Source organism: Pseudomonas sp. AP3_22 TE3818 (assembly GCF_053628995.1).
Genome location: NZ_JBRJHL010000001.1, coordinates 2,273,291 through 2,289,814 on the forward strand (window position 1 = coordinate 2,273,291; position 16,524 = coordinate 2,289,814).

4 protein-coding genes are annotated in these 16,524 nt (G+C 61.2%); 1 reads left to right on the forward strand and 3 read right to left on the reverse strand.

Annotated features, from left to right (window positions below):
* Positions 1 to 34: 34 nt before the first annotated feature.
* The 3 genes from AB7M25_RS10410 to AB7M25_RS10420 are packed head-to-tail and all read right to left on the reverse strand — an operon-like array spanning position 35 to position 4,448.
* On the reverse strand, positions 35 to 1,363 hold the full coding sequence (locus AB7M25_RS10410) for a TolC family outer membrane protein (RefSeq protein WP_429383240.1): 1,329 nt from the start codon (positions 1,361 to 1,363) through the stop codon (positions 35 to 37).
* A 1-nt stretch (position 1,364) separates the two neighbouring features.
* The gene (locus AB7M25_RS10415; RefSeq protein WP_429383238.1) at positions 1,365 to 2,705 is read right to left on the reverse strand and encodes an HlyD family type I secretion periplasmic adaptor subunit; all 1,341 of its coding nucleotides are present in this window, start codon (positions 2,703 to 2,705) and stop codon (positions 1,365 to 1,367) included.
* A 6-nt stretch (positions 2,706 to 2,711) separates the two neighbouring features.
* On the reverse strand, positions 2,712 to 4,448 hold the full coding sequence (locus AB7M25_RS10420) for a type I secretion system permease/ATPase (RefSeq protein ID WP_429383236.1): 1,737 nt from the start codon (positions 4,446 to 4,448) through the stop codon (positions 2,712 to 2,714).
* A gap of 672 nt (positions 4,449 to 5,120) precedes the next feature.
* Here AB7M25_RS10420 and AB7M25_RS10425 point away from each other — a divergent pair.
* Positions 5,121 to 16,364 carry a peroxidase family protein gene (locus tag AB7M25_RS10425; RefSeq protein WP_429383234.1) on the forward strand — a complete coding sequence of 3,748 codons (11,244 nt, stop codon included), beginning with the start codon at positions 5,121 to 5,123 and terminating at the stop codon, positions 16,362 to 16,364.
* Positions 16,365 to 16,524: the final 160 nt, after the last annotated feature.

Genomic DNA, 16,524 nt, shown 5'->3' on the forward strand with positions numbered 1-16,524 from the left:
CCATCATGTTGCTCGACCGGCCGGCAGGTGAACGTTATTTGGTGACCAGCAGTTCCGGGCCGAGGTAGTTGTTGATCTGGTCGATATCGTCGTCGCCCAGGCTGCCCACCGAAGAAGCGAGGCGCAGACGCGACAGCAAATAGCGCACTTTGGCCTCGAACAGATCGTGACGTGCAACAAAGAGCAGTTCTTCGGCATTGAGGACGTCCGAGTTGGTGCTGGTGCCGCCTTCCTTGAAGCCCTTGCGTGTCGATAACAGTGAGCGTTCGTTGGACACTACGGCCTTCTCCAGGGCGCGAATGCGTTTGGCGCCACTCAGTATGCCTTGATACTCACGGGTGGTTCCGGTGATGACTTCCTGACGCGCGGCGTCAAGCTCATCCAGGGCCTTGTTGCTATTGGCACTGGCCTGGCGTGTCAACGCGCTGACGCCGCCACCGCTGTACAGCGGGATATTGACTTCCAGCCCGATCGAGCCGTAGTGGTTGCGTTGGTTCAGCTCGGAAAGCGATTGGCTCTCACCCGCGGTGTAGCCGGCAATGAAATCCAGCGTTGGCCAGTGGCCGGCGCTGGCACGCTTCACTTCTTCTTCGGCAAGGTCGCGGCTATATCGGCGCGCATGGATCAGCGGGCTGTCGGTCTGGGCTTTGACCAACCAGTCCTGCAGGTTGCTCGGCAGCAGCGGCGGTGTATCGAAGCTCGGACGCAAGGTGGTCAGGGATTCGGGCGTCTCACCGATATATTCCTCAAGCTTGGCGCGCGCGTTGACCAGATTGTCCTGCGCTTCGATCAGTTCGGCTTCGGCGAGGTCGCGGCGGGCGGCCGACTCGTCGATGTCGGTGACAGTGCCGGCCCCCAACTCCATGCGCCGTTTCGCCGAGGCGAGTTGCTCGTCGAAGGCGCTCAGCTTGGACTTGGCCAGGGTGATGGTTTCGCTGGCCAGGAGCACGTCGAAATAGCTTTCGGCCAGGCGCACCGCGGCATCCTGGCTCTTGGCATCGAATACCGCGTTGCTGTAGTCGGCACGCTGCTGACCCTGGCGGTACTCGGCCATCTTCTGTTTGTTGAACAGCGGCTGGCGCAAGCGCACGTTGGCGCCCTTCGAGTCGTAGTGCAGATCCCTCTCGATGCCGCTCTGGCTTTGGGAACCGTTGACCTTGTTGTCGTAGGCCGAGGCATTGATCTGCGGCAGCAGGCCGGCCTTGCCGATGGCGCGGTTTTCGCCGCCGGCTTCTTTTTCATGCACGGCGGCCTGGTAGATAGGGCCCTGGTACTGCAACAGGTCCCAGGCTTGCTTGAGGTCCATGGCGTCAGCCGGCAGGGCCAACCCCAGCAGGCAGAAGAGCAGGCAATGACGTTCCATTTCATTGTTCCTTGAATGAGCTGTCCACGCGTTCGAGCATTGGTTTAAGAAGATAGCTCATCATGTTGCGTTCGCCGGTCTTGATGGTGACGCTGGCGGGCATGCCGGGGCGAATGTGATTGGTGCCAAGCAGGTTCATGCCGTCGGGCGTGACTTCCACCTGGGCCAGATAGAAGGGTTGCTTGCTTTCCTCGTCCATCAGGCGGTCGGCGGAGATGGTCATCACGCGGCCGGGGATGTTGGGCGTCCTGGCATGGTTGAAGGCCGGGAAAGAAATGTCCACGGGCAGGCCGGGGATCATTTTGTCGATGGCTTGCACGGGAATCATCGCGTCGACCTGCAGCGGTTCGTTGAGCGGAACGATTTCCATGATCTTGAAGCCGGGCTGAATGATCCCGCCGACGGTGGCAATGCTCAGGCCCTGGACCATACCGTCGATCGGCGAGCGAATCACCGTGTGGGTCACTTCATAGTCGAGCGCGCGCAGGCGGTCGGCCAGGGTAGTGTTTTCCTTGGCGGTTTCAGTCAGCTGCGATTCGACTTCCTTGAGGTAATCGTGCTGGCGCTGCAGGATGCGCAGCTTGATTTCAGTAGTCTGGCTACGCACACGGGCGATGTTGTTGAGGTTCTCGGCCTGGCCAGCGGACAGGTCCGCGTTGCTGCGCTCCAGTTCGAGCAGGCGGTTGCGCGGCACATAGCCTTCAGCCGACAGCACGCGGGTGCCTTGCAGTTCCTGGTTGAGGAAACCGATCTGCGAGGCGCGTGCACTGTAGACCTGCTGCAGGCCCTTGAGCTGCACTGCCGATGCTGCCAGGTTCTCCTGCAGGATGCTGATTTCGCCAGCGAGTCCGGCACGGCGGGTGTCGAGCAGGCGCTGCTGCAGGTCCATGGCGGCCTCCAGGCGGTAGTCACCCTTGAAGCGCTTGAGCAGTTCGGGATCGTAGGTCACCACATCGCGACCGTCCCGTTCCGCTTCCAGGCGGTTTTCCACGGTCTTGCTGACGATGTACTGGGCGCTGATCGCACCTTCTTCGGCAGTGGCCCGCAACGAATCGAGGCGGACCACTTCCTGTCCTTTTTTCACCAAATCGCCTTCGCGAACCAGAATGGCCTCCACGGTACCGCCGGTGAGGTGCTGTACGGCTTTGCGATTGTTGGTGACTTTGACCGTGCCGGTCGCAACCACGCCGGCATCCAGCGGTGCCAGCCAGGACCACAGGAGGAAGCCGCCGAAGCCGGCGATCACCAGCCACACGCCCCATCGCGCGGGTCTGCCGACGTCCAGATCTACCATGCTACGGGGATCGGCAGGAATCATTTCGGTATGTTGGCTCATTTGCATGATCGGTCACTCCCGTGCTTTGACGGAGGCCAGCGGAGTCGACGCGCCTGCAGGCATCACACTGGCCTTGCGCAGCGCTGCGAATACTTCATCGCGCGTGCCGAGCATCTGCACGCCGCCGTCACGCAGCATCAGCACCTTGTCGACGGCGCAGAGTACGTTGGGACGGTGGGAAATCAGGACGACGGTGGCGCCACGGCCCTTGAGTTCGGCCAGCGCATCGACCAGGGCCTTTTCGCCGACGTCATCGAGGTTGGCGTTCGGCTCATCCAGCACGATCAGATTGGGCTCGCCATACAGTGCGCGGGCCAGGGCAATGCGCTGCTTCTGGCCACCGGACAGCGGACTGCCATCGGTGCCCAGGCGGGTGTCATAACCCTGTGGAAAACGCAGGATCATCTCGTGCACCCCGGTGATCTTGGCGGCGCGGATGACCGCTTCGCTGTCCACTTCGCCAAAGCGCGCAATGTTGTCGGCAATGTTGCCCTCGAACAGCTCCACGTCCTGTGGCAGGTAGCCGAGCCAGGGGCCCAGTTCGCCTTTGTTCCAGGTGAATATGTCCGCGCCGTCCAGGCGCACCTTGCCGGCCTGCGCCGGCCAGACCCCGACCAGCAGGCGGGCGAGGGTGGATTTGCCCGAGGCGGACGGGCCGATGATGCCAAGGCTTTCACCGGGAACCAGGCTGAAGCCCACGCCGCGTAGGATCGTGTTGGTGGTACCAGGGGCACCGGCATACACATTCTCCACCGCCAACATGCCCTGCGGCCGCTGCAGCGACATGCTCGGTGGCCGGCGCGGATAGTCGTGCAGCATTTCGTTGAGCCGGCCCCAGGCCGAACGGCAACCGAGCAGTTGCTTCCACGAAGCGATGACCTGTTCCACCGGACCCAGTGCGCGGCCGGTGAGGATCGAACAGGCAATCATCATCCCCGGGGTGATCTTGCCTTCGATCGCCAGCAGTGCGCCGGCGCCGAGGATCAGTGACTGCAGCGTGATACGCACGAAGCGTCCGGTGCTGCTGATCAAGGCGGCGCGGTCGGAGGCCAGGGTCTGCATTTCCAGAATGCGCAAATGGCTTTGGAACCAGCGCTTGCTGATCGACGGCAGCATGCCCATGGCCTCGATGACCTCAGCATTGCGCAGGTTGTTATTGGCGTATTGGGCGGAGGACATGGCGGCCTGATTGGCTTCGGCCAACGGCTTCTGCGTCGCCTTTTCGGTGAGATAAGCCAGGCCCATCAGAATCAGGGAACCGATCAGCGTGAGCAGTCCGAGCAGCGGGTGGATCAGATAGGCGACCAACAGGTAGATCGGCGTCCACGGTGCATCGAAGAAAGCGAACAGGGAATTGCCGGTGACGAACTGACGAACCTGGGAGAGATCTTGCAGGGCCTGGGCCGGATTACCCCCGGCGCGGCTCAGGTTGCGCTCGAATGCCGCGTTGAAAATGCGTCGGTTGAGTTCCATGTCAAGGCAGTTGCCGACCCGGATCAGCACCTTGGTGCGGATCATTTCCAGCGTGGACATCAGCAAGAAAAGACCCACCACCAGCACCGTCAGCATCGTCAGTGTCGTGACGTTGCGACTGACCAGGGCTCGATCATAGACCTGCAGCATATAAACGGCTGGCGTCAACATCATGACGTTTATGACGCCGCTGAACGCCGCCAGCATGTAAAAGCTGCGGCGCATGCGAAAAAGGGCGTCGGACAGTTCGGAACGGATGCTCGACTGCTTGGGCATGGTGATCCTCCCACTTCGAAAAGGCGGTTGCCCTAGGGGCGCAACAGCTAACAGTAAATGTAGTCCCTTAAACGACTTATGCACGCGCAGGCTGGTCGCTCTGTGGATGGCGAGTCTTCCGAAATCTCTGCGTTGCTCCCTTATGCAGGAGCGTAGGTCGCGTTGAAACACTCCGAAATAACATTTCGCTCTATACCTGCACTCAACTTTCTATATGTCTTTTAAAAACAGCTAGTTGTGATCACCAAACACCAGTCGTCTGTTTTAACGACGTAATATTGACAAAGATTTGCTATGGAACTTTAGTCTTAGTTATCGGGGGGCCCGCCCGCCTGAAGCTTGTCATCGTTTTGGCAACGCAAGGTGCGGTGATATCCCGGAAGGAGCAGAGCATGTCGATCATTGCGTTCTTTTGCAGAGTGAAGGGGCTTACCAGCAAGTTTGCCTTTACCTCCTGTTTCCATGGCCCGCCCAGGGCGCGTACTCGCTCTGCCTGACTGTTCGGCGAGCCATTCACTACGCGAATTCCAGGCGCGTATCCCGGGTCCCGGGTAACGCCAGCTCTCTCGCTAGAAAACAAGACCAACAAACTGCACAAGCCAGCACGTGACTTGGCGCGGATGGACCTTCTCGTCCCGCGCCTTTACCCAGACAGATCGAGGGCAATCCAAAATGGCCAATTTCAACAAGTCGGACCTGGAGTTCATCCTCAAGCAAATCTTCATCGCAGAGGCGAATGCCGACGGCGCCAGCCTCAGTGATTTGCTTCCCAACAGTCAGGTGCCATTCGGCCTGCGTACCGTCGATGGCAGCTTCAACAACCTGGTCAACGGCCAGAGTGAGTTTGGCGCCGCGGACAACGCCTTCCCGCGCCTGCTTGATCCTTCCTTTCTATCGCCGGCATACGCCGGGACCGGGACGGTGATCGACCCGCAACCACGGATTATCAGTAACCTGGTCGTCGACCAGACCGCCAACAACCCGGCGGCCTATGCCTCAGCTTTCGACCCGGGCTTGAACGGTCATCTCGACTTCGGTGTGGTGGGTGCGGGTAATGACGACGTACTCAAGGATGGCGTACAGATAGTCACCAGCCCCGGGCTGGATGGGGTGTTTGGCACGGCCGATGACAAGGACGTGTTCTTCATGCCCAACGTGTCGCCGGACGTCGGCCTGACCGCCAGTTTCAACTCGTGGATGACCTTCTTCGGCCAGTTCTTCGACCACGGTCTCGACCTGGTCACCAAGAGCGCTACCGACGTCGTGTTTATTCCGCTGCAGCCGGACGATCCATTGTTCGTCCCGGGCAGCCCGACCAACTTCATGGTGCTGTCACGTGCCGTGCGTACCGCGGGCGCGGACGGAGTAATCGGCACTGCCGATGATGGCCAGCCCAACACCACTTCGCCGTTCGTCGACCAGAGCCAGACCTACAGCTCGCACCCATCGCATCAGGTGTTCCTGCGTGAGTACGTTCTCAACGCCGCAGGCGATCCTGTTGCAACAGGACGCTTGATTACCAACCGCGATCTCGGCGCCGATGGCGTATTCGGCACTGCCGATGATGGCGCCGGTGATGGCATGGCGACCTGGAAGGTGGTCAAGGCCCAGGCCCGTGACATGCTCGGCATCGACCTGACTGACGCCGATGTACACAACGTTCCGCTGCTGGCAACCGATGCTTACGGCAACTTCATCCGTGGGCCGAACGGCATGCCGCAAGTGGTGATTCGCATCAGCAACGGTGCCGACGGCATCGCCGGGACGGCTGATGACGTCACTCAACTGGTCGAAGGCAACCGGGCTGCTCCTATCAGCCTGGCCAACGCAGTGAGCACCGGGCATGCCTTCCTCGACGACATCGCCCACAATGCTGCGCCGGTCGTCGTCGGTGGCGTTCTGCAGGCGGATGCCGACATCGCTGTCGGCAATGCGCAGCCCGTTGGCCCGGGCGGCAACAATCTGACCTACGACAACGAACTGCTCGACGCCCACTACATCGCCGGCGACGGCCGGGTCAACGAGAACATCGGCCTGACCACCGTGCACCATGTGTTCCACTCCGAGCACAACCGCCTGGTCCAGCAGTCCAAGGACACCATCCTTGCCTCCGGCGACCTGGCCTTCCTCAATGAGTGGCTGGCTGACGACGTGACCGCGATACCGACTACACCCGCCGGGATCGCGGCGTTGGTGTGGGACGGCGAACGCTTGTTCCAGGCCGCCAAGTTCGGCACCGAGATGCAGTACCAGCACCTGGTGTTCGAAGAGTTCGCGCGGACCGTTCAGCCGCAGGTCGACGAATTCCTTGCACCCAACGGTTATGACACTTCGATCAACCCGGCAATCCTCGCCGAGTTCGCCCACGTGGTGTACCGCTTCGGCCACTCGATGTTGACCGAGACCGTCGATCGCTTCGATCCCGCGTTCAATCCACTGCTCACTAACCCGGCCAACCCGGACTCGCAACTGGGGCTGATCGCGGCCTTCCTCAACCCGCTGGCGTTCGCCGGCAGCGGGGTGACGGCGGACCAGGCGGCAGGGGCGATCATTCGCGGTGTGACCCGCCAGGTCGGCAACGAGATCGATGAGTTCGTCACTGAAGCCTTGCGCAACAACCTGCTCGGTCTGCCGCTCGATTTGCCGGCCCTGAACCTGGCGCGTGGTCGCGACACTGGCATTCCCACCTTGAATGAGGCGCGGCGTGAGTTCTATGCATCAACCGGTGACAGCCAACTCAAGCCCTACATCAGTTGGGCTGACCTGGCGGACAGCCTCAAGCACCCCGAGTCACTGGTCAACTTCATCGCGGCCTTTGGCACGCATAGCACGATCACGGCGGCGACCACGCTGGCAGAAAAACGCGCTGCAGCCATGGCGCTGGTACTCGGTGGTGCGGGTTCGCCGGCTGACCGCCTGGACTTCCTCAACAGCACCGGTGCCTATGCCAACGTAACGACGGCCGGCAAGGACGGGATACTGGGAACCGCAGATGACCAGACAGGTGTGACGATCACAGGCGTCGACGACATCGACTTCTGGGTCGGCGGCCTCGCCGAACAGAAGATGCCGTTCGGCGGCATGCTCGGCTCGACGTTCAACTTCGTGTTTGAAACCCAGATGGAAGCGTTGCAGAACGGCGACCGCTTCTACTACCTGTCGCGTACCGCGGGCCTGAACTTCGGCACTGAGCTTGAGAACAACTCCTTTGCCAAGCTGATCATGCTCAACTCCGATGTCACCCACCTGTCGAACACCGTGTTCCTGACGCCGACGTTCACCCTCGAAGTGGATCAGACCCATCAGTTCACCGGCCTGGGCGTGGCCGGCCGCGATGATCCGACAGGCGGCATCATGATCGACGGCGTGGAGATCGTGCCGCTGGTGATCCGCGACAACCCCGAGACCCCGGGTGCGGACACCAATTATCTGCAGTACACCGGTGAAGACCATGTTGTCATGGGCGGCACCGCCGGCAATGACATCATCATTTCCGGCGAAGGCGATGACACCGTTTACGGTGACGCCGGCAACGACCGCCTCGAAGGCGGTGCCGGGAACGATGCGGTGCTTGGCGGCGCGGGTGATGACATCATCTCCGACTCGTTCGGCGACAACCGTCTGGAAGGTAATGCCGGTAACGATGTGATCGTGGTCGGCAGCATGCTTGCCTTGGGCAACCTGGTGCTGGGGGGCGATGGTCAGGACTTCATCATCACCACCGAAGACATCACCACTACCTTCGGCGGCCAGGGTGACGACTTCATCCTCGGTGCCAAGACCAACCTGCCTCCAACCGGCAACGAAGGTGATGACTGGATCGAGAAGGGCACCCAGGACGGTGCGCCTGGCGATAACTTCTCGCCATTGCTCAATGACGATGTGATCGGCAACGACATCTTTGTCGGCGGCGGTGGCTTCGACGAAATGATCGGCGAGGGTGGCGATGACATCTTTGTCGGCAGCGATGCCCAGGACAAGATGGACGGCATGTCCGGTTTCGACTGGATCACCTACAAAAATGACAAGATCGGCGTGACTGCTGACCTGAGCCTGGCCGCGCTGGCGCAGCCACACGGCAATACGCCAAACCAGAACGCCGGGGTGTTCAATCCGGTCGGCGCCTCGCCGGCCTCGATTCTTGACCGATTTGCCGAGGTCGAAGGCTTGTCCGGTTCGAGTTTTGGCGATGTGCTCAAAGGCGATGATGTCGATGCCGACACCATCATCAACCACGGTGGTGCCACAGGCAGTGCGCTGACCAATGTCGCGTTGATCCGCGGACTGGCCCAGTTCCTGACAGATGCCGGTTTGCCGACCACTGGCTTTGCCACTGGCAACATCATCCTCGGCGGCGATGGCAGCGACCTGATCGAGGGCCGCGGTGGCGATGACCTGATCGACGGTGACAAATGGATCAACGTCAGGATTGCCGTTTATGATCCGGCTGACGTCAACCATACCGGTCCCGAAATCGCCTCCTTCGACAGCATGGTCGATATGATTCCGCTCATGCTGGACGGTACCATTAACCCCGGTCAGCTCAAGGCCGTGCGGGAAATCCTGCCCGGCACCTCGACCGGCGGTGCGGCCTTCGACACCGCCATTTACTCCGGGCTTCAGGACGAGTACACGGTGACCGTCGACGACCGCGGCACCGTCGATCTGGCGGACGACGTCTATACGGTGACAGACAGCGTAGCGGGCCGTGACGGCACCGATACCCTGCTGCATATCGAACGCCTGCAGTTCGCCGATAACCAGCAAGTGCTGGTGCCGGGGCTCAATGCCCAACCGACTGGCAGTCCGACTATCACCGATGGCAACGGCGGCGCGATCGTCGTGGGCGACACGCTGACTGTCAGCGTGGCCGGGCTGCGCGATGCCGACAACATCACGGCGGGTAATCCGCTGGGCTTGATCAACAGCTCCGTGTCCTACTACTGGCAGTTCGAGGCAACTCCAGGCAGTGGCATTTTCGAGGACATCATCCTGTTGCCGGCCGGTGACCTGGCGTTCCAGAGTGCCGATGGCACCTCGTTCAAGGTCTCTCCCGACCTTGCCGGGCTGTCGTTGCGGGTCAAGGCGATCTACCAGGATGCCCATGGCACCACTGAAATGATGTTCTCGCAGCCGACCTCCGTGGTGGCTCCGGGCACACCGGTCGTACCGACGGCGCCAGTACCGGTCGTGGATGCCACCGCGGGTGGCGCGGGCCTGCACATGGTTCGCTCCGACCTCAACTTCATTCTTGACCAGATCAAGATTGCCGAGGCTGAAGCGTCCGGTCAGGACATCCTCTCGCTGATCCCGAACGTTCGCGCGCCATTGGGCCTGCGGGCGGTCGACGGGTCGAACAACAACCTGCTGAACCTCAACGGCAACAATCACACCGAGTTTGGTGCTGCCGACAACGTCTTTCCGCGCTTGAGCGATCCGGTCTTCAATCCGGCGGAAGGGGGAACGACGTATGCGAGCAACGGCGGCCTTGTGATTGACTCACAGCCGCGCACCATCAGTAACCTGATCGTCGACCAGACGTCGAACAACCCGGCGGCCTATGCCACGGCATTCGACCCGGGCTTGAACGGTCATCTCGACTTCGGCGTGGTGGGTGCGGGTAATGACGACGTACTCAAGGATGGCGTACGGATAGTCGCAAGCCCAGGCATGGATGGTCAGTTCGGTACTGCCGATGATCACGATGTGTACCTGTTCGAAAACACCGCGGCGGATGCGGGGCTGTCAGCTCCGTTCAACGCCTGGATGACCTTCTTCGGGCAGTTCTTCGACCATGGCCTGGACCTGGTGACCAAAGGTGGCTCGGGCACTGTCTTCATTCCGCTTCAGCCGGATGATCCACTGTTTGTCCCAGGTAGCCCGACCAACTTCATGGTCCTGACCCGCGCGACCAACCAGCCAGGGCCTGATGGCGTTCTCGGCACGGCCGACGATATCCATGAGCACACCAACACCACCACGCCGTTCGTGGACCAGAACCAGACCTACAGCTCGCACCCGTCGCATCAGGTGTTCCTGCGCGGTTATGAACTGACCGCCGACGGCCCTGTCGCGACCGGCAGGTTGATCACTAACGTTGACCTGGGGCTGGATGGCAAGTATGGAACCGCAGACGACACCGAAATCGGTGGCATGGCGACCTGGAAGGTGGTCAAGGCGCAAGCCCGTGACGTTCTCGGTATCAATCTGACCGACGCCGATATCGACAGCGGTCCGCTGCTGGCGACTGACGCCTATGGCAATTTCCTCAAGGGGCCGAACGGCTTCCCGCAGATTGTCATTCGGGTCAACAACGGGGTAGACGGCATTGCCGGCACCGCCGATGACGTCACTACGCTTGTCGAAGGCAATCCGGCCAGTCCGGTCAGCCTCGTGAACGCAGTGCGCACGGGCCATGCCTTCCTTAACGACATCGCTCACAACGCTGTGCCGGTCGTTGTCGGTGGGGTTCTGCTGGCGGACGCTGACGCCGATGTCGGCAATGCGCAGCCTGTTGGCCCTGGCGGCAACAACCTGACCTATGACAACGAACTGCTCGACGCTCACTACATCGCCGGCGACGGTCGGGTCAACGAGAACATCGGCCTGACTGCGGTGCATGCGATCTTCCACTCCGAGCACAACCGCCTGGTCCAGCAGACCAAGGACACCGTGCTCGATTCGGGTGACGTGGCCTTCCTCAACGAGTGGCTGCTCAATCCGGTGACCGCATTGCCTGCCACCCAAGCCGAGTTCGATGCGCTGCAGTGGAATGGCGAGCGCTTGTTCCAGGCTGCCAAGTTCGGCACCGAGATGCAGTATCAGCACCTGGTGTTCGAGGAGTTTGCGCGGACCATCCAGCCCAACATCGACCTGTTCTTCGCACCGACCCAGGTCTACGACGTCGACCTCGATGCCTCGATCGTCGCCGAGTTCGCCCATACCGTGTACCGGTTTGGCCACTCGATGCTGACCGAGACTGTCGATCGCTACGATATCGACTTCAATGTGATAGGCGATCCGGCCAGCGCTAATCCCGATCAGCAAATGGGCTTGATCGCGGCGTTCCTCAACCCGTTGGCGTACGCCGCCAGTGGCGTATCCCCAGAGGATGCGACCAGTGCGATCGTGCGTGGGGTGACTCGGCAAACCGGTAACGAAATCGATGAGTTCGTCACCGAAGCGCTGCGCAACAACCTGCTCGGCCTGCCGCTCGACCTGCCGGCGCTCAACATCGCCCGTGGCCGCGATGTGGGGATTCCTTCACTCAACGCGTTCCGCCGCGACATCTACAGTCAAACCGGTGACACCCAACTCAAGCCGTACAACAGCTGGGTCGACCTGGTGCAGCACCTCAAGCATCCGGAGTCGTTGATCAACTTCATCGCCGCCTATGGCACGCATGACACGATCACCGGGGCGACCACACTGGAAGGCAAACGCGCTGCAGCGCTGGCGCTGGTCTTTGGTGGTGCGGGGGCGCCGGCTGACCGCCTGGACTTCCTCAACAGCACCGGTGCCTTTGCCAACGTGACGCTGCCCGGCAGGGATGGGATCGCGGGCACTGCCGATGACCTGAGAAATGTCACGATCACGGGCGTCGATGCCATCGATATGTGGATTGGCGGCCTGGCCGAACAGAAAACTCCGTTCGGCGGCATGCTCGGCTCGACCTTCAACTTCGTGTTCGAGAACCAGCTGGAAAAACTGCAGGACGGCGATCGCTTCTACTACCTGGAGCGTACCTCTGGCCTGTCGATGAATGCCGAACTTGAAAGCAACTCGTTCGCCAAGCTGATCATGGCCAACACGTCGGCCACGCACTTGCCGGGCCTGGTGTTCTCCGATCCGGGGTTCTACCTGGAAGTGGACCAGGGCAAGCAATTCAACGAAGGCCTGGTCTCCGTTGATCCGCTCGGCCCGAACGGCGAGCAGGTGGTGTTCCGCGACAACCCGCTGACCGTGGGGGCAGACACCAACTACATCCGCTACAACGGTGCCGAGCACATCGTGCTGGGTGGCACCGATAACAACGACATCCTCATCTCCAGTGAAGGTGATGACACGGTCTGGGGCGATGGCGGCAACGATCGCATCGATGGCGGTGACGGCAACGACCAACTGCGTGGTGGTACCGGCGACGACATCATCACCGACACCGGTGGCGACGATAACATCCAGGGTGGCGACGGCAACGACGTGCTGCACGGAGGCAACGGCGTCAACCTGATCATTGGCGGGTTCGGCAACGACTTCATCGTGACCGGTGAGGACGCCTCCGAAGCCATTGGTGGCCAGGGCAACGACTTCATCCTGGGTAGCAAGGCCAACGAACAGGACATGGGTAACGAAGGCGACGACTGGATCGAGAAGGGCACCTCGGACGGTGCACCTGGCGACAACTTCGACCCACTCGGCAACGACCCTGTGATCGGTCACGATGTATTCGTCGGCGGTAACGAGAACGACAAGTTCAACGGCGAAGGCGGTGACGACATCATGGTCGGCAGTCTCGGCATGGGTGACCGCTATATCGGCGGCTCCGGCTATGACTGGGCGACCTTCAAGGATCTCGCCCAGGGCGTGAGCATCGATTACAGCGACCGCTTCTTCGATGTGCCACCGATGCCAGGTTCGGGAGCCTCGGCGCTGGTGCGTTTCGACATCATGGAAGGTCTGTCGGGGTCGTCCCACGGTGACTTCCTGCGCGGTGACAACGAAGATGCGACATCGCTGCCTACGGCGGGTGCAACCGGCAGTGTGCTGACCAACATCAGCCTGATCGACGGCCTGGCAGGTCTGTTGCCAGTCGGAGCGACGTTCTTCGACGGCGGTAACATCATCCTCGGTGGCAGCGGCAGCGACCTTATCGAAGGTCGCGGTGGTGACGACATCATCGATGGTGACAAGTGGCTGAACGTGCGCATCAGCGTACGGGCGAACGCTGATGGAAGCGGCGCGGAAATCGCCACCTTCAACAGCATGGAACCACTGGTGCCGTTGATGCTCAATGGTACTTACAACCCGGGCCAGTTGGTCATCGTGCGGGAGATTCTGACCGGCACTGACAACTTCGACACCGCGGTGTATTCCGGTAATGCGTCGGAGTACAGCGTCACCCTCGACGGCAATGCCGTCATCGTGACCGACCTGGTGGCGGGCCGTGATGGCGTCGATCGCCTGACCGGCATCGAGCGTCTGCAGTTCGCTGACCAGGCACAGGCGTCCGGCGTCGGCACCGCGGTGAACAGCGGTCCTGTGGGGCGTCTGGCGATCCTTGATAATGCCACCGGTGCGCGTGAGGATACGCCTGTCGCCGGCCAGTTGTTGCGCGTCAGCGATCAGTCGATCCGCGATCTGGACAGCGTGAGTGCAACCAATCCGACCGGTGCGGTTACCGGGGCGGTGTCTTACTACTGGCAGGTCGAAAACGTTGCCGGTTCGGGCATCTATGAAGACATCACCTTTATCGCCGCCGGCGAGGCATCGCGGGCGATCGGTACCACCTATCTGGTGGCGGATGATGTCGCCGGTCTGAATATCCGTGTTCGGGCGGTGTATCAGGATGCCAAGGGTACGCTGGAGTTCGTCAGTTCGTCGGCGAACAACGCACCGACGGCAGGTCCGACCATCCTCGGGCTGGCGACGCAGAACCAGGTGTTGACCGCTGACCCGTCGACCATCATCGATGTCGATGGCCTGAGCAATCCGCAGTTCACCTTCCAGTGGCAGGTGACCAACGGCGTCAACTTCGTCAACATCGCCGGGGCCACCGGTAGCACGCTCACGCTTGCCCAGGCTCAGGTCGGTAATCAGGTGCGGGTGGTGGTCAGTTACGTCGATGACTTCGGTGTCGCCGAAAGCGTTGCGTCCGATGCCACGGCACCGGTGGTCAACGTCAACGATGCACCGACAGGCGCGTTGCTGATCAGCGATACCACACCGACTCAAGGGCAGGTGCTGACCGCACAGACGGCCGGGATTGCCGATCCGGATGGGCTGGGCACATTCAGCTACCAGTGGCAGCAAGGTACCGGGACTACCTTCACCAATATTGCCGGCGCGACCAACGCGACGTTCACCCCGGGTGCGGCGCAGATCAACCAGCAACTGCGGGTGATCGCGCGCTACACCGATGGCTTCGGCACGCTGGAGTCGGTGACCTCTGCGGCGACGGCGCTGGTCGTGCTGCTGGGTGCGGTGCAAACGGGTGACGCCCTGGCGAACACCCTCAACGGTACCGCAGGTAGCGATGTGCTGTTTGGCTTGGGCGGGAACGATACGCTCAACGGCCTGGGTGGTGTCGACCAGTTGTTTGGCGGCCTTGGCGATGACTCTCTGAGCGGCGGGGACGGCAACGACTTCCTCAATGGCGAGGAAGGCAATGACTTCCTTAACGGTGGTGCGGGTAATGACCTGATGCTGGGCGGTGTCGGCAACGACACCTACCGCGTCGACTCAGTCGGCGATGTGCTGATCGAGTTGACGGGTGAGGGGCAGGATTCGGTACAGACCTCGCTGGCCAGCTTCACTCTGGGCGCCAATGTCGAGCATCTGCTCTACCTTGGAGCCGCCAACTTCACCGGTAACGGCAATGCGCTGAACAACGTCATCACCGGTGGGGTGGGTAATGACATTCTCAACGGCGGTGACGGCAACGACACATTGATCGGTGGTGCCGGCAACGACGTCATCACTGGCGGTGCGGGTAATGACGCAATGGTCGGCGGAGCCGGCAATGATACCTTCCGCGTCGACTCGGTCGGGGACTTGGTGACCGAGGCAGCGGGTGAAGGTTCCGATTCCGTACAGACGACCCTTGCCAGTTACACACTGGGCGCCAATGTCGAGCACCTGCTCTACCTCGGAGCCGGCAACTTCACCGGTACCGGCAACGCGTTGAATAACGTCATCACCGGTGGGGTGGGTAATGACACCCTCAACGGCGGTGACGGCAACGACACATTGATGGGTGGCGCCGGCAACGACGTCCTCACGGGCGGTGCGGGTAATGACGCGATGGTCGGCGCAGCCGGCAACGATACCTTCCGCGTCGATTCAGCCGGGGACCTGGTGACCGAGACGACGGGTAACGGAGCGGACTCCGTACAAACGACGCTGAACAGCTACACGCTGGGTGCCAATGTCGAGCACATGCTCTTCACCGGAGTCGGCAACTTCGTCGGCAACGGCAACGCGCTGAACAACATCATTACCGGTGGGGCCGGTAATGACACGCTCAACGGCGGTGACGGCAACGACACATTGCTGGGTGGCCTCGGCAACGACGACATCGATGGTGGTGTGGGGGCTGACCGGTTGGAAGGCGGAGTTGGCAATGACACCTATCACGTCGATTCGGCCGCGGACGGGGTGATCGAATTGGCGGGTAGCGGAGAGGACTCCATCCAGACCTCGCTGTCCAGTTACACACTGGGCGCCAATACCGAGCATCTGCTCTACACCGGAGCCGGCAACTTCGTCGGCACCGGCAACGCGTCGAACAACGTCATTACCGGTGGAGCGGGCAATGACAACCTCAACGGTGCTGACGGCAACGACTTTATGCTGGGCGGCCTTGGCAACGACATCATCGATGGCGGTGCCGGCAACGACAGTATTACGGGTGGTGCCGGCAACGACACGATGAATGCCAGCAGTGGCGACGATGTCTTCGTGTTCGGACTGGCCTTCGGCAACGATCGGATCATCGGCTTTGATGCCAACGCGGCCGGAGGCCAGGATCTGCTCAATTTCGCCGCACTCAACATCACGGCTGCGACCTTCAACACCAGTGTCAATGTCGTCGATCTCGGTGCGGATACGTTGCTCAACTTCGGTGCCGGCTCTATCACCCTGGTAGGTGTGGCCGACCCGAACACCGTCTCGGCCGCAGACTTCATTCTGGCCTCTTGAGGTTCTGACAAACACTGTCGCAAGGAGCGTGGACCACGGAGGGGAGGGCAATGGATGCCCTCCCTTTTTTTTCCACTCAATGACCCATCGTGTATCGGGGTGCCAGCAGCGGACTGGAGCTCAACAAAGCAGGCTGGAACCGAGCTGCGAAATCAAAAAA